The sequence below is a fragment of the Pseudomonas sp. JZ114 genome, assembly GCF_051027705.1.
Lineage (GTDB): Bacteria > Pseudomonadota > Gammaproteobacteria > Pseudomonadales > Pseudomonadaceae > Chryseomonas > Chryseomonas luteola.
Window position 1 is genome coordinate 405,861 of record NZ_CP069257.1, and the last position, 16,078, is coordinate 421,938.

Sequence of the window (16,078 nt, forward strand, 5' to 3'; positions counted from 1 at the left end):
ATCCATGAAGTGCCGCCGGCCTTGAGTCTATTTTTGCCCTCAATACAGACCTTTTACTCTCACGATCCAGGTACAGGTCGCCGCGCTTGATAAGCCTAGTCACAGCGATCCTAGTGATCGCCTTGGATCAAGTGACTCAAGTTATGGTTACTAGAGCTTGATAGCGGATGTCTGACGGACCTTTCCTAATCTTCAAAATTTCTAGCTTGTTCCAGAGCTATAGGGTTCTACCCGGTTTCCACGGACACTTTCAAGTAAGCTCCCATCGAGCCAAAGGAGTGTTCATGAAACGAAAGAAATACAGCCTTGAATAAGCAAGAAGCGAATGAATTGGTACGTCGCTCCGGTGCCAGTTGCCGACAGATAGGGCAGGAAATCGGCGCTGCGCCAAACCTGCTCAGTCGCTGGGTTCGAGAGGCTCATCCGGGCGTAGAGAAGGCCTTTCCTGGAACCGGAAGCCTGCGAGATAAGAAGCTTGCCCGCCTTAAGCGCGAATTGGCCGAGTGACTAAGGAAGGTGATTTTTAAGAGGCACGGCAGCGTACTTTGCCAGGAAGTTATCCAGCGGTACACGGTGATCCAGCGCTGCCGCACCGAGTATCAGGTACAACTGATGTGCCGTTGTTTGCAGGTTTCCGCCAGTGGCTATCACGACTGGCAGGATCGTGAGCCAAGTCTAGGCGCCCAGGAGAATGCGCGCCTGGTAAGGTGCATTCGTGATATTTACTAGGACAGCCGCGGCCTGATCGGCGCACCTCGTATGCATGAGGATCTGCTCGATGAAGGTGAAAGCGTCAGCCTGAAACGCGTTGCTCGCCTGATGGCCGCAGAGCGAAGTCAAGGCTGTCCACGCCGAAAAAACCGCGGCTTTGGCCGAGTTGCTTCTGACCGCCCGACAGGTGTGAAAAACCTGCTAGAGCGCGACTTCACCGCCCTGGAGCCGGAGCGCAAGTAGGTTACGGACATCACGGAGATCGCCACCCTGGAGGGCAAACTGTTCCTGTGCGTTGTACTCGACCTGTACAGTAGGCTGGTGATCGGCTGGTCGATGCATCACCGCCAAGATCGGAAGAGGGTGATCCGAGCGGTTGAGATGTCGACCTGGCAGCGTCAGGGCAACTGGTCAGTAATTCGGCACTCGGATCTTGGCGACCAATTCACCAGTACAGAGTACCAGCATTTCTGACTCGAAATACACTGGTTTGCAGCATGGGCGCCGTTGGCCACTGTAGTGATAATGCTGCCTGCGAAGGCTTCTTCGACCAGCTCAAACGCGAGTGTGTAGTCCATCAAGTGTATCGAACGCGCGATGAAGCACGGGCGGATCTATTCGATTACATCGAGCGGTTCAATAATCTACAAATGGGTATTAGAGACGCTTGGCAAGATCTGAAGTTTTCAGCCCTTTTCAAACCGTCCGTGGAAATGGGGTAGAGCCCAGCGGACCGTACGTGTTTGTCCGGATGACAACTTTAAGAAGTTGGCAGGGCGACTGTTGCACTCTGAGTTTTTCCGCGTGTAGCTGGCCACTGATTCGGCAAGAACCGAAAAGGTGTACTGGTGCTGGCCAGACATGCTGCTGGTGTAAAGTCTCTGACTGGAATACCCGTCGACTTGTAGACTCGCTTGATTGACATCTAAAGGACGGGGATTCCCCAAGATGGACGCTCATGTCCGAGTGCGAGAATGTTTCTGGCCGCGTTAATATCGCGATCGTGAGCGACACCGCACTCATACGCCAGTACATCGAGCAGCAGAACAGGCCGCATTAGGACCGCTTCGTGACCCGCGCTAAAAGAGTACGGAGCATGTTGCGCTTTTTGGCCAGATCCACCACTAAGATTTCCAAAAGAAGTGTGATTCTATCAGTGCCGACGATGATAATGTACTGATAGGTCTTGCCAGCTCAGATAAGCTGCCCTGTTTGCACCGTTTGGGCTGTTTCAGACAACATTTCACGGACAAGCTCTACGAACCGTAAGGTGAGCAAACCGTGTGGTCTTTCAGCAGGTAGAACTAAGTAAGTTGTGAATCTCACCTCTGGATAAAATGGCCGGGTTTCTATTCCAGTATGCAGATACTCCATCGCGACGATCGGACTTACTATGCTTACCCCCAACTCAAGCGCTACCAACGAACAAATTGTGGCTGCATGAGGTGTTTCAAGCTTCAGCTTTCTGCGTCCTCCATCAGCGGGGAACGCGCGATCGACTTTGGCGCGTGACCCATCATTTTGCGATAGTGAGATGAACTCTTCACCCTCCAAATCTTTAGGTGTAACCGTGTCCAAGCTACTTAGCCGATGGCCTTTAGGAAATATGCATACCCCTGGCACGTCGCACACCGTCTGGATCTTCAACCCCGGCATATCTTCGCTGATATAAGACACAAGTCCGACATCACAGAACTGAGATGCGGCCCATTGATTGACCATCGGTGAGTCGTTTGTATGAAGTGAGATTGCCACACCAGGATTTTCCTGCACGAAGCGTTTAACGACCTTAGGCAGTACCGACGACGACAAGGAAGGTACCGCCGCGATACGCAACCGGCCCGTACCGCTCTGCCGAATAGCTTGAACCGACTTCTCAAGGCTCTGCAGACCAATAAAAGCACGCTGCACGTCAGCAAACAGCGCAGCCCCTTCGTCGGTCGGCATTAGTCTACTACCGACACGTTCAAATAATCGGAATCCACTACCTCGCTCCAGCTGCGCTATTAGTCGGCTGATATTGGGTTGCGAGGTATGTAGCGATTCGGCCGCTGAGGTCATCGAGCCGCTCAACATAACTGCTCGGAACGCTTCAATTTGTTTGAAATTCATAAGCCCTATATCAATTTGGTATGCGTGACTGTTGAATTGTGATTGGATGATATAGGTTAGAACCTTTATAACTATCGTCAAGTCGCTGCTTTACGCCGTTTGGATGCGACTCACGACACATAAAACAACAACAGCTCTTGCCCCTCTTTGTAAGCCTGCTTTCAAACTCGTCGCGCCCCGCTGCGCCTTGGCCAGTCAGCGTTGATCTTTCATCAGGAGGCATCATGTCGTTATCTCTCAAGCGTTTCGCTCGTGCTCTCTCGTTTTCTTATCTTTCAATAGCGGGTCTGGCCGCTCATGCAGCAGAGCTGCCGCAGGTTCCTGATGAAATTAAAGAGGCGGGGCAATTGCGCGCTGGCGTCCGGTGTGATCAGCCGCCTTATGGCTTTCAGAACGGCAGTGGCGACTTTGCTGGCGTTGAGGTCGAAATGTCAAAGCAGATTGCCTTTTGGGCATTAGGCTCTAAGGACAAGGTAACATTTACCTGCGTCACCGCTGAGAACCGAGTGCCGCAACTGCTAGGGCGCAAGGTCGATTTACTTATTGCGACGTTAGGCGTCACCCCAGAACGCCAGCGTGTCATTGACTTCACCACGCCTTACCGTTGGGGTGCCAGCGACGTGGTCGTCAGGAAGGACAGCCCGATTAAGTCGATTAGGGACCTCAACGGCAAGACTCTCGCGACCCTTAAAGGCTCAGTTCAGGCCAAGTGGTTTGAGGACCACATGCCCGGAGTTAAAACCCTTCGCATGAATAGCGCTGCTGATGCATTACAAACCTTCCGCCAAGGTCGGGCCGACGCCTACACCCACGACGCCGCAACGCTGGTCGTAGTCGCTGCCAATGACAATAACGCACGGCTGATCAACGAACCGTTTCAAATATCCGACGCCGCCATTGGTGTACGGAAGAACGATGAGCAGCTGCGTGAATACCTGAGCGCGGCTGTAGCCAAGATGCACGATGAAAAACTGTTTGGTGAGTGGGTACGCCAATACGTTCCGGAAAATATTCAGAGCTACTACTTAAGCGTATTTGAACAAGCCAAACCTGCTGAAAGCCTCTGATCGGAAGCTGCCATGGACTTCGATTTTAATTACCTGCTGGCGCAATGGCCTGCACTGCTTGAGGGCGTGCTAATGACACTGCGGGTTTCGCTGCTTGCCATAGCCTTCTCGCTGTTGATTGGCATCCTTGGCGGCGGCGCACGAGTAATGCGGGTGCCAATAGTGACTCAAGTCGTAACGTTGTATGTGGAGCTGATCCGTAACACCCCGATTTTGGTGCAGCTGTTCTTCATTTTTTATGGCCTACCCGCGATTGGTTTTGAGCTATCACTGTTCTGGTCAGGCGTGTTCTGCCTATCGCTATGGGCAGGTGCTTATCAGGTAGAAAATATGCGCGGAGGGCTGGCTACGGTTGAGCATGGAATGCGCGAGGCGAGCATGGCTCTAAGTCTTAAACCAAGTTATTACTTCTGCTTGGTGGCTCTGCCAATTGCTTTTCGTACAAGCCTTCCGGCAGTGCTCAACACGGCGATTTCACTGCTTAAAAACTCGTCATATCTACAGGCAATTGGTCTGGCAGAGCTTACCTTTGTTGCAGTAGACAGGATTGCCACGGACTTCCGGGCCATCGAGATGTTTAGCGCGATCTGCGTAATGTACCTGACGTTGGTTGCGATCCTGGCACTATGCACTGGGCGTCTGGCCGCCTACTTGCAACGCCCGTTCAGGCAGTGAGATTGCGATGAATTTTATAGTTGAGAACTGGAGCTTTGTGCTCAAGGGCTTGTGGATGACTGTACGTCTGGCGCTGGTAATCCTGCTGTTTACTACTGTTATCTCAGCCGTGTTCGGCGTCTTGGCGACTCTGAAGAACCGCCTGTTATGGTGGGCCATTCATAGCTATGTCGAGCTATTTCGTTCGATTCCGCTGATTGTCAATGTATTTTTCATTTTCTTCGGCGCACCCATGCTCGGTATGGATCTCAGCCCATTTGCGGCAGTGGTTACGGGCCTAACGTTATGGGGTAGCGCCAACGGCATTGAGATCGTGCGCAGCGGGCTTGAGTCGGTGTCCCGGCATCAGTGGAAAAGTGCCTGGACCCTAGGCCTGCGCTCCTGGCAGATCTACCTCTATGTAATTATCCCGCAGTCGATGCGCGCGATTCTTCCTGCGTACACAGGGCTTTTGACCATGTTAGTGCAGGCCACTTCGCTGGGCGCACTAGTAGGCGTTGGTGAGTTTCTCAAGGTGGGCCAGATTATCGTCGAACGCTCGACGGTAATGACCGGTGTCAGCCCGGCATTCAGCGTTTATGGGGTGGTACTGCTGATTTACTTCTGTATCTGCTCGCTGCTGAGCTGGCTCAGCCGTTATCTGGAACGTCGCCTGGGCCGCCCGGCGTCTCGCGCTACTCGTTAGGAGTTCAACATCATGCAAGAGTCAAAAGTCAGCCGTCGCCTGAAAGAGACCACAGCACCAGAGGTTAATGAATATATCTATCGGCCGCGGCTAGAGGGGTTCGCCGATGGCTTTGCCAACCTGGGTAATGTCAACAAGGCGCACATCGTGATGCTGGCCGAGCAGGGCCTGATCCGCAAAGAACATGCAACCGCATTGGCCAAGGGTGTATTGGACATGGAAGCCTCCGGGCCAGGTGCGGTAACACTCGATCCGGCCCGTGAAGACGCCTATTTTAACTACGAGGCGCATCTGATTGAGCAGATCGGCGCTGATATTGGCGGACGCCTTCATACTGGCCGCAGCCGCAACGATATTCTCGCTACACTTGATCGCCTGCGTTGCCGTGAAGTGTTGATGAACTTGATCGATGCGCTGATACAGACCCGGCAGACCGCGCTGAACAACGCTGAAAGGTACGCTGAGGTGGTAATGCCTGGTTATACTCATCTGCAACCGGCACAGCCCATTACCTACGGCTACTACCTGTCGGCCGTAGAGCAGGCGCTGGAGCGAGATTCCAAACGCCTAACTCAGACACTAGAGTCCATGAACCGAAGCCCACTAGGCGCCGCAGCATTTGCGGGCACGCCGTTCGATATTGATCGAGCACGCACTGCGGAGCTGCTTGGTTTCGATGATTATCTAGACAATGCTCTGGATGCAGTAGGCTCGCGAGACTTCATTTTGGAAAGCCTGTCGCACCTCAGTTTGTTATCGGTGTTCTGGAGCCGGGTGGCTCAAGACTATTTTGTCTGGAGCACCCATGAGTTTAACCTTATCGACTTCCCAGACAGCGTGGCGGCGACATCAAGTATTATGCCGCAGAAGAAAAACCCTACGGTACTTGAATACCTTAAGGGCCGCACCGGGTACATTATCGGGTTGCTCATGGCTTCGTCTGTAACCCTTAAAGGTAGCAATTTCTCTCACACAGGCGACGCTAATCGTGAGGGAACTCGGGGTTTCTGGGAAGCTGCTGAAGAAAGCCTGCGTTGTCTGAAATTGCTGGAGCTGGTCTTGCGTACGGCGACTCCTAATACCGACCTTGCAGTTCGTCGTGCAAGCGAGGACTTCTCTACAGCCACCGGGTTGGCCGATCTGATTGTGCGTGAGGCGGATATATCTTTCCGAGAAGCGCACCATATTGTTGGTGCCGCAGTGCGCATGGCCATGGACACGGGGCTGCCAGCTTACAAGATTGATACCGCAATGATTGATGTCTGCGCTATGGAGCAGGTGGGGCACGCTCTCAATCTAGATGCAAATAAGGTACGTGACTGCCTAGACCCGACAGCTAACGTACAGTCGCGTAATTCAGCAGGTGGCCCAGCCCTGTCTTCATTACGCCCTAGTCTGCTACGGGCCAGCCAGCGTCTGGAAGTCGAGCGTATGACCAATAAGGCTCGACGTGACCGTTTGCAGGCCGCTCAGGAGAAACTACAGGTTGCTACCCGTGCGCAGGCTGAATTATGAGCATGATGCTGACGGTGCGTGGGCTGCACAAGCGGTTCGACGAGCATGAGGTGGTAAAAGGCGTGGACCTGGATGTACGTCAGGGAGAAGTCGTGGTAATCATCGGTCCCAGCGGTTCAGGTAAATCGACGTTTATTCGTTGCCTTAACAGCCTTGAAGAGCCTTCGGCAGGCACGGTTGTAGTGGGCGGAGGGGAATCAATCAATGCAAGAGACCGTAAAGCCCTTGGACGGCTCCGAGAAGACGTCGGCATGGTCTTTCAGGATTACACGTTGTTTCCGCATATGACTGTTATGGACAACATGACCCTGGCGCCGGTCAAGCTTAAGCGTATGAGCAAGCTTGAGGCGCAGGCCAATGCGCTGGCGCTGCTAGATCGGGTCGGGCTGCGCCACAAGGCAGACGGCTACCCCTGTGAGCTGTCGGGCGGTCAGCAGCAGCGGGTGGCGATCGTTCGAGCACTGGCAATGAAACCGCGTCTTTTGCTGTTCGATGAGCCCACTTCGGCGCTTGATCCAGAAACAGTCGGCGAGGTACTAAACGTAATGAAAGGACTTGCTGCTGAAGGCATGACCATGATCGTCGTTACCCACGAAATGGGGTTTGCACGCGAAGTCGCGGACAGGGTGGTGTTTTTTGATGATGGAAAGATTGTTGAGATGGGGCCGCCCGCACAAATCTTTTCCGCCCCTGAGCATTCTAGAACACGGCAGTTTCTACAAAGCATTCTTCATTAGACATCAGTGATGAATGCAGCTGCGGTTAAGCACGAGGACGCCAAACTATGATCAGGATGGAAGGCGTACATAAGTGGTACGGCCAGTTTCATGTGTTGAAAGACATTAACTTGGACGTGTGTGAGGGTGAGCGTATCGTCCTGTGTGGCCCCTCAGGCTCGGGCAAATCGACGACTATTCGCTGCCTCAACCGTCTGGAGGAGCACCAGCAAGGTCGCATCATAGTTGATGGTACTGAAATGACTTCAGACCTCACGCAGCTCGAATCTATCCGTCGCGAGATTGGCATGGTTTTTCAGCACTTCAACCTGTTCCCGCACCTGACTATTCTGGAAAACTGCACACTCGCACCGATGTGGGTGCGTAAGATGCCGAAAAAGAGGGCGCAGGAGATTGCTATGCACTACCTGGAGCGTGTACGCATTCCAGAGCAGGCGCACAAACACCCAGGTCAGCTGTCTGGCGGTCAGCAACAGCGCGCGGCCATTGCCCGGGCCCTATGCATGAAGCCGAGAATCATGCTTTTTGACGAGCCGACGTCAGCCCTAGACCCGGAAATGGTGAAAGAGGTTCTGGATACTATGGTCGGCCTGGCGGAAGAAGGAATGACCATGCTTTGTGTGACCCACGAAATGGGTTTTGCCCGCACCGTCGCAAGTCGCGTGATTTTCATGGACAAAGGGGAAATCATTGAGGAAGCAGAACCTGTTAAATTCTTTGAAAATCCGAGGAACGACCGCACGCGTTTATTTTTGAGCCAAGTTATACATTGAGCGTTTGTTAATTCGGTCGCGAGATAAAAGGCTTTTCTAGCTAATTAAATTGTACGTATAGCTCAGGCTACGGGTATTCCTTAGTGAAATGATTTACAGCTCACTCAGTAGGCGCAAACGCAGAAAGCATTTCGACTACTGAGCATCCAAGGGTTGCTGCTAGTCATTTAAGTTACCTATTTCTCAGCAACGTACGGCCTAGAACTGATCGAGCTGTGTGGTGTAGCTCTGGCTCATCAGCTCAGGCCGCATCGCCTAGCCGGGTTCAGCCATAATACGCGCGCAGGGCGGAGCATGCCTTGGCCAAATTTTTGTTTGATCCTGTCCATAATTCTTATGAGTTTATCGGCACTGGCTGATTGCTCGGGCTGGAGCAGGTCCCTTGAGTATTCGCTACGCTGCTTGAGACCCACAAGGAGGATCTCGGACTTGTCTCAGCCATAGCCCCCTTCCGGTCCAGCCCTTGCCTGGCTAGGTTTTCTACGAAAAGCAGTGACGCGTGTAGCGTAAGGCACACGACAGCGTGACCAGAGCCTTGAAGCTCTTGGCCAGCTTGTCATTGAGGGCCGCCAGTTTACGCCTTCCTTTAGCCAGCCGAACGTCCGCTCGATCGGATTACTCTGATTTACTTGGGACAATTGAGCAGCCTGAGCGGCCCTGGCTTCGGTTTGCGGTTTATGTCACGTCGCGCAATGACAGGCCTGAACCGGTAGCAGTTGCAGTACTGATGCAGGTGTTCGGCATCTCTTGTCCACCGCTAAGCAGCGGCTACGCTTGCGAAGCCGACCAGCCCGCCAGGTATGCGCGCTTTGTCCTGCAAGGAGCAGGCATGAGAGATATCACCAGTCTGTCCCGACGTTAATACAAAAGCTCAACGGGATGCCGTTGAGGTCATAGAGCATATGGTTCTTGATGGTTCGTCCATCTCAGCTGCGGTCCGAGGAATGATTGGCTGGCTCTTCAGTTTCGCTTTTTCCCGGCACCGCTAGCGGCTCGGGCTGCGCGGAATGGTGGTAGAGTTAATCATCCAGGTGTCCAAGTCGATTAGAACCTGTTGATTGAACCCGAGGTGCAGGCGTTCAAGCATCTGTTGAGTGTCTGAACACCTTGGGCCCTCGAAACTGTTGGTACACCGTTGACCAAGGTCCGAATCGCTCTGGCATATCACGCCAGGCGGCACCAGAGCACAAAATCCAGAGGGTGCCGTTAAGCATCAGCCTGCTGTCACGGCACGGCCGGGCCATCTTTTGTGCGCAAGAGAACAGATTGGCAATCACGTTTCAGGCTACATCCGGTAACCTGTAGCGCCTTGCCACACGGCCCTCCAGTGGCTCTAGACGGTCATGTTACCTATTTAGACTTTCGTGCAAAGCCTAGATCCATAAGCGATATTAGTGGTTCGACTCTGGCAGCTAGATGACTAAATTAAGTTGATAGATTAACCCACTTATTTAGCTAAGACTTTCTAATCCTGCATAGCTGATCCTATCGCACTAAAATAAAGCCCTTTACTAACGGGCTATCCAACACTGCTCTGTCCTGGTGCCTAAGGAGGCAACCTATTTACCAATATATGCGGCATATCTCTTGCTGATAGTCTCCGGATGCAATGTTGCATCTGCACAGGCTAAAGGTTTTTTATGCAGGCAAAACCAATAACTCCCACATTGCTAGTGATGTCAGTCTTGGCCAGTTGCCAGCTACTGACTCAACAGGCATTAGCTAAAGACATCAAGATCGTAGAGCTGACAGCGCAAGAAGCCCAAATAGCTCTTGAGCGAAAACAATATACCTCCCGGCAGTTAACCGAAGCGTTCCTGGCCCGTATTGAAAAATATAATCCTGGCTACAACGCTATTATTACTATGAATCCAAATGCTTTGAGCGATGCCGAGGCGATTGATAAACGCCGCGCCGCAGGTGAAAAGCTCGGGCCTTTGGCTGGGATTCCCGTAGTGGTAAAGGACACAATGGACTTTGCAGGGCTTCCTACCACCGCTGGCTGGGCGCCGCTGAGTCGCCGTGCTGGCGGGATCGACCTGATTCCGGCCGTTGACGCTCCGGTCGTCGAGAGATTGCGTGCTGCTGGTGCAGTTATTCTCGGTAAGACCAATGTGCCTGTCTTAAGCCTAAGCGGTACTAATGCTAATGACAGCTGGGCAGGTCCTACTTACAACGCAGCAGATCAAACACGTGCGACAGGTGGAAGCAGCGCAGGAACAGCTACAGCAGTTTCAGGTAGCCTTGCGGTGTTGGGACTCGCTGAAGAAACAGGCGGTTCTATTCAGAATCCGGCCGCAGCACAAGCGTTGGTCAGTATAAAACCTACTTTTGGTCTCGTTCCTAATGTTGGAGTAGTACCGCTTGCAACGAGTACCCGTGATGTTGTGGGGCCACATGCCAAAACCGTTTATGATGCTGCCATCACGCTTGATGCTCTGGCCGGTTACACTGCGGCTGATCCCAAAACCGTAGCCTCGATTGGACATATACCTGTTAACGGGTATACCAGTCAGCTCATTCGTACAGCGCTGAAAGGTAAACGGATTGGGCTTTATGGACCTGGCTGGCGTGATGCGCCACTCTCCCCTGATACCCAGGCACTCTACAAACAAGCGATTGCTCAACTTGAGGCGGAAGGCGCGATAGTAGTCACCGACCCGTTTGCCGGGTCAGGATTTGCTTCGATTGCACAACCCTCTCCTATTCCAGGGCTTGGTGGGTATGATCCACGGGGTGAGGATTCTGTTGCCTTTGATCTACAAAACTACCTACAGCGTCTTGGCCCACAAGCTCCAGCGCATACGCTGGAAGAGCTTACCAAGTTGATTAAGCAGGATTCCTTCGCTGAAGGTGGCCCGCTAGCGTACGAACGCTCTCAACCAGGCTTTGAGGATTCTTTGGCAAACCCTTCAAAGCCGCCTAGGCTAGAAGCATTCTTAGAGGCGAAGACCAAATACATCGAGACGTTAAACGGGGTCATGGATAGGCAAAAGCTGGATGCTGTTGTATTACCCCAGATGCGCAAAGAAACGCCTCTTCTGTTTAGTTCGGATGTTATTGCTGAAACAACCGTATCGGAGATTAATATTGGGGGCTTTCCTGGCGTAACGGTGCCTGCGGGGTATTATCCTTCGGGCTCGCCTTTCAGCCTTATATTTATAGGTCGTCAGTGGGACGAAGCAAACCTGCTAGGCTTGGCCTATAGCTATGAGCAGGCTACGAAACTACGAAAAGTCCCAAAATTGATAATCAAACCCGTAGCTCAAAGATAATATCCAGCAAAGCCAGGTTTTTCTGGGCCAAAATCATTGTAAAGAACGGTGCCATCCTCAATAAGGTGCTAGAACAGCTAACGGTAGTGTTGTGAAAAGTTACCTTGTGAATATGAGCCTGCCGGGTCAGGAACTGAGTTCTGACCGGCCCGGCTATAACCGCTACCATTGATATCAATATCGATGGTAGCTCGCTCCTATTTATCCGCTGAGTTAGGGCCGGTCTAAGGATGATTTTCTCAAGCCGATCCGTATCCAGGTCAAAGCGATCATGGCTTCAACGCTGCTCTGAATGACCTATATTACCGTGGGAATTCTGTCTCATAATGCTCGCGCAGCGCCTGGATGAACTGTCTTGCTAGTGGCGTCTGGCCTGATGCCGCAGGAGTTACAACATAAACCGGGAATAACAGTTCAGGCTCAAAGCGGTGGATGGTGATGCCCTTGTGCAGAAAGTCTTGTGCAACGTTCGGGCTTACCAGTGCTGCTCCCATCCCGGAGGCAACCATCTCGCAATTGATGGCGCTGTATTGGCCTTCTACGACCAGCTTTCGTTCGACGCCGGCATTTTCGAAGACCTTATCCATCTGCTCGCGTGTACCGTCGCCATGACACAGCGACACAAAATTCTCTCCGTGCAGATCCTGTGCCGTTATGAGTTCCTGCACGGCTAGGCGATGCCCAGGCGGCAATACACAAACGGCTCGCAGCTGAGTAATGAGGAGTGTCTCCAAGGGACCGGCATCGCTTGGTTGGACCACTACTCCGAGGTCGCAGAACTGTGATTGCACCCATTGCACGACTGTGGGTGAGGCATTCATATGCAGCGATACGGTCAACTCCGGGTGTGTTTCGACGAAGTGTTTGATGACCTGAGGTATCAGTGTAAGTCCAGTCGAAGGTACTGCAGCGATACGTAAACGGCCTGTACCAAGATTGCGAATGTTCTTTGCGGATTGACGCAGGCTATCCAGCCCGACGTAAGCGCGCTCTACCTCTTGAAAGAAAGCGCTGCCTTCCTTCGTTGGGATCAGCCGTACACCTGCGCGTTCAAATAATTTGAGCCCCGTACTCAGCTCAAGCTGCGCAATCAATCGGCTGACGTTGGGTTGTGACGTGTACAGCGCTTCGGCTGCAGCGGTCATGGAGCCCAGGCGCATAACGCTACGGAATGCTTCGATCTGCCTTAGATTCATGGCGAGCCTTCATATCAAATATGAATACCTAACCCACACATCCGTATTTGACCTTATGGGTTTGGAGCGACAATACTCGATCCTAAGCCAAATGGCCCCATAAAAAGAAAGCGTTTCCGAAAGGTGTGATAGCGAAGTCTTCGGAAGCGGATGCATCGACCTTCTTGTCGTGATCCACGAAGTTCTCGATCTGCCGCTACGCAAATAAGGGAGCATTGCCCGTGACTAGCTCGCATTCTATCCTCGCCTCATCGATCTCCTTACGCCATGGTCTATCCGCGCTGCTGTTGGTCACAGCCGGTTTCTCATTAACCGCTCAAGCCGAAACCACACTGTATGTGGCAGGTGTTGGCGGTTCCACTGAGCAGATGTACAAGACTCGCGTCATTCCCAACTTCGAAAAGGCTCACGGGGTGAAGGTGGTCTACGTCTCCGGCAACTCAACGGAAACATTGGCCAAGCTGCAAGCGCAAAAGGGGCGCCAGCAGATCAACGTCGCCATGATGGACGATGGTCCGATGTACCAGGCACTGCAACTGGGCTTTTGCGAAAAGCTGGCTGATGCACCTGTCTACCAGGATCTGTATCCGTTGGCGCGGTTGAGCCCGGAGGCAACTGCACTTGGCATGGTCGCAACAGGTATTGGTTACAACGAGGAAGCCTTTAAAAAGCGCGGCTGGGCAGCGCCGACCTCTTGGAACGATCTCAAGAATCCCCAGTACCAGCAGTTGCTGGGTATGCCGCCAATTTCCAATACCTACGGCTTACATTCCTTGATCGAAATGGCACGCCTAAATGGCGGCAGCGAGAAGAACATCGATCCAGGCTTCAAGGTGTTCGAAGAGGACATCGCACCGAATGTCCTGGCCTGGGTTAGCGCCCCCGGTGAGATGGACGGCATGATGCAGAACGGTGACGTAGTCATGGCGGTGTACGGCAGCGGTCGAGCAGTTGCGCTTCAGAACACCGGCTTCCCGCTCAAGTTCATCTACCCAAAGGAGGGGGCGGTGGCGCTGCAGATCGCGGGCTGTTCCGTGACGCCAAACGCGCAATCAGAGCTTTCGCAAAAGTTTATCCAGTACGTGCTATCCCCCGAAGTGCAGAGGATCCAGTCGGAAAGCAATGGCTTCGCGCCGGTAAACCGGACCGTTGAACTTCCGCCTGAACTCGCCGCCCGCATGCCTTATGGACAAAAGAAGGTCGACAGCCTGATCAAGGTTGATTGGGACACGATCAACCAGAAGCGTTCTGAGTGGACGACACGCTGGAATCGCACGATCGAGCGCTGAATCGATGTGCCTGACGGTCATGGATAGAACCATGACGGCGGGCGTTCGAACCCTTTCCGAATACGGACGTTGATCAATCGCGAACGCGTTTGTCACCCTGGAGGCATGCATGGCTTTTCTGACCCTCGATGGCATCGTCAAGACGTATGGCGACTTCACCGCCATTGCCGGCCTGGACCTTTCAGTGGAAAAGGGCGAGTTCCTCTCACTACTTGGGCCCTCCGGCTGTGGCAAAACCACTACCTTGCAGAGCATTGCAGGCTTTGTTCAGCCCACGGCCGGACGTATCGTTCTGGACGGCCGGGACATCACCCATGTTCGCCCGGAAAAGCGTGGGCTCGGAATCGTTTTCCAGAGCTATGCGCTGTTTCCGCATATGACGGTTGAGGAGAACGTCAGCTTTGGGCTGGAGATGCGAGGTGTTCCTCGCAGTGAGCGGGTAGGGCGCGTACAGTCCGCGCTCGACATGGTTCGCCTGCACGGTCTCGGCGCGCGTTATCCCAAGGCCCTATCCGGTGGCCAACGACAGCGCGTTGCCATTGCTCGTGCGCTGGCGATCCGTCCGGATCTATTGTTACTGGACGAGCCGATGTCCAACCTCGACGCCAAATTGCGCGAAGACATGCACATCGAGTTACGCGCCATCCAGCGTGACCTTGGCATCACCACCATCCTCGTGACACACGACCAAGTGGAGGCGATGACCATGAGCGATCGCATCGCCGTGATGCACGGCGGACGCATTGTGCAGATCGGTTCTCCATTCGAGTCCTACGAGCGACCACAGTCGCCGTTTGCCTCGAGCTTTTTGGGCAAGACCAATGCCTTCGCTGGGGCGATTCATACCCGCAAGCCTCGCTGCTATGAGGTGAAGGTGGACAACCTGATGTTTCACGTTCCGCACGAGGGGCATCAGTTCGACGGGAATGTAAATGTCTACCTTCGGCCCGAGAAAATCCGCCTGGCCGAGCCCACCGAGGCACGTTTGCGCGGCACCGTGCGTATGCGGGTATTCCTTGGCAATCTTTGGCTGATCGGAGTCGAAAGCCCATTGGGTCCGGTAAACGTTACGCAACCGAACTTTGGCCCTCCGCCACCGATGGAGGGTGAAGAAATAGGCCTAACCTGGCTCGATGATGACCTGCGGCTGTTAGAGCAGGAGGTCGCCCATGGCCACGTATGACGCCGAACGCATCGGCAGCTCGCCCTGGCTGCTAACCGGGCCCGCGATGCTTGTCTTCGTCACGCTATTGGCTGCGCCCTTGGTGTTGACCGCGATGCTGTCACTGAACCTATTCAGCGATACCGAGGGTGTGATTCCTATTTATACGTTTGCCAACTACCTGGAAGTCTTCAGCGATGACTACTTCCACGAGATCTTCCTGCGTACTGGCGGAATGGCAATAGCGGTGACGTTCTTCTGTGTGCTGCTTGGCGTACCGGAAACCCTCATCATTGCGCGCATGCGTAGCCCGTGGCGCTCCCTGTTCCTGCTGGTTGTATTGGGGCCGCTACTGATTTCGGTCGTGGTACGAACCATTGGCTGGGCGATCCTGCTGGGCAACAACGGGTTGATAAATCAGGCACTACAGGCGCTCGGCATCACAGAGTTTCCCATTCGGATGATGTTCACCCAGTTTGGTGTCGTGCTCGCCCTGACCCACGTACTGGTGCCTTTCATGGTGATTGCGGTTTGGGCCAGTCTGCAAAAGCTCGACGTGCAGGTAGAGCAGGCGGGACTATCGTTAGGCGCGTCCCGCATGAGAACCTTTCGCCGGGTTGTGCTGCCGCAGATTATGCCGGGGATTCTTTCGGGCTCGATCATCGTCTTTGCCTTGGCTGCCTCGGCCTTCGCGACGCCTGCGATCATTGGAGGACGTCGTCTCAAAGTGGTGGCGACGGCGGCCTACGATGAATTCCTCGGTTCGCTGAACTGGCCGCTGGGCGCTGCAATCGCGGTGCTGTTGCTGATTGCCAATCTGGTAATCGTGGTGGGCTGCAGTCGGCTGGCTGAGCGCCGTTTCAAACACGTCTTCGAGTGAT

The 16,078-nt window shown here is 53.6% G+C and carries 12 protein-coding genes and 2 pseudogenes; 11 read left to right on the plus strand and 3 right to left on the minus strand.

The window, feature by feature from the left end; genetic code table 11:
* Positions 1-284 precede the first annotated feature (284 nt).
* Positions 285-1,433: pseudogene (locus JQR90_RS21330) on the plus strand (IS3 family transposase).
* Positions 1,434-1,905: 472 nt separating this feature from the next.
* Here the strand turns inward: JQR90_RS21330 and JQR90_RS21335 are convergent.
* Positions 1,906-2,823, minus strand: coding sequence for a LysR substrate-binding domain-containing protein (locus tag JQR90_RS21335; protein WP_112298085.1), 918 nt, complete (start codon positions 2,821-2,823; stop codon positions 1,906-1,908).
* A gap of 224 nt (positions 2,824-3,047) precedes the next feature.
* On the opposite strand from JQR90_RS21335, the gene JQR90_RS21340 reads away from it, so the two are divergent.
* From JQR90_RS21340 to JQR90_RS21365, 6 genes are read left to right on the plus strand one after another with little or no spacing between them, the layout of a single operon-like run.
* Positions 3,048-3,890 carry a transporter substrate-binding domain-containing protein gene (locus JQR90_RS21340; RefSeq protein ID WP_073450441.1) on the plus strand — a complete coding sequence of 281 codons (843 nt, stop codon included), beginning with the start codon at positions 3,048-3,050 and terminating at the stop codon, positions 3,888-3,890.
* Between the two features lie 12 nt (positions 3,891-3,902).
* Positions 3,903-4,565 (plus strand): amino acid ABC transporter permease, encoded by a 663-nt coding sequence (locus JQR90_RS21345; protein ID WP_073450442.1) that lies wholly within the window; start codon positions 3,903-3,905, stop codon positions 4,563-4,565.
* Positions 4,566-4,572: 7 nt separating this feature from the next.
* On the plus strand, positions 4,573-5,250 hold the full coding sequence (locus tag JQR90_RS21350) for an amino acid ABC transporter permease (protein WP_073450443.1): 678 nt from the start codon (positions 4,573-4,575) through the stop codon (positions 5,248-5,250).
* A gap of 12 nt (positions 5,251-5,262) precedes the next feature.
* A complete protein-coding gene (gene argH / locus JQR90_RS21355; RefSeq protein WP_073450444.1) occupies positions 5,263-6,765 on the plus strand; it encodes an argininosuccinate lyase in 1,503 nt (500 codons plus the stop codon).
* Positions 6,762-7,502, plus strand: coding sequence for an amino acid ABC transporter ATP-binding protein (locus JQR90_RS21360; RefSeq protein WP_112298060.1), 741 nt, complete (start codon positions 6,762-6,764; stop codon positions 7,500-7,502). The genes argH and JQR90_RS21360 overlap by 4 nt, the downstream gene beginning before the upstream one ends.
* 47 nt (positions 7,503-7,549) lie before the next feature.
* Positions 7,550-8,275, plus strand: a complete 726-nt coding sequence (locus JQR90_RS21365; RefSeq protein ID WP_073450445.1) for an amino acid ABC transporter ATP-binding protein — start codon at positions 7,550-7,552, stop codon at positions 8,273-8,275.
* Positions 8,276-8,755: 480 nt separating this feature from the next.
* Here JQR90_RS21365 and JQR90_RS21370 read toward each other — a convergent pair.
* Positions 8,756-9,540, minus strand: a pseudogene (locus JQR90_RS21370) (IS5 family transposase).
* A 411-nt stretch (positions 9,541-9,951) separates the two neighbouring features.
* Between JQR90_RS21370 and JQR90_RS21375 the strand changes: the two are divergent.
* Positions 9,952-11,550, plus strand: a complete 1,599-nt coding sequence (locus JQR90_RS21375; RefSeq protein ID WP_434141136.1) for an amidase — start codon at positions 9,952-9,954, stop codon at positions 11,548-11,550.
* A 302-nt stretch (positions 11,551-11,852) separates the two neighbouring features.
* On the opposite strand, the gene JQR90_RS21380 is transcribed toward JQR90_RS21375, so the two are convergent.
* Complete coding sequence (locus JQR90_RS21380; protein ID WP_073450447.1) at positions 11,853-12,746, minus strand: LysR substrate-binding domain-containing protein; 894 nt, start codon at positions 12,744-12,746, stop codon at positions 11,853-11,855.
* A gap of 221 nt (positions 12,747-12,967) precedes the next feature.
* Here JQR90_RS21380 and JQR90_RS21385 point away from each other — a divergent pair, with 221 nt between their 5' ends.
* The 3 genes from JQR90_RS21385 to JQR90_RS21395 all read left to right on the plus strand — a co-directional run bounded on the left by JQR90_RS21385 (position 12,968) and on the right by JQR90_RS21395 (position 16,077).
* The gene (locus JQR90_RS21385) at positions 12,968-14,035 is read left to right on the plus strand and encodes an ABC transporter substrate-binding protein (protein ID WP_073450448.1); all 1,068 of its coding nucleotides are present in this window, start codon (positions 12,968-12,970) and stop codon (positions 14,033-14,035) included.
* 109 nt (positions 14,036-14,144) lie between these two features.
* Positions 14,145-15,218 carry an ABC transporter ATP-binding protein gene (locus JQR90_RS21390; RefSeq protein WP_073450449.1) on the plus strand — a complete coding sequence of 358 codons (1,074 nt, stop codon included), beginning with the start codon at positions 14,145-14,147 and terminating at the stop codon, positions 15,216-15,218.
* Complete coding sequence (locus tag JQR90_RS21395; protein ID WP_073450450.1) at positions 15,205-16,077, plus strand: ABC transporter permease; 873 nt, start codon at positions 15,205-15,207, stop codon at positions 16,075-16,077. The genes JQR90_RS21390 and JQR90_RS21395 overlap by 14 nt, the downstream gene beginning before the upstream one ends.
* Position 16,078: the final 1 nt, after the last annotated feature.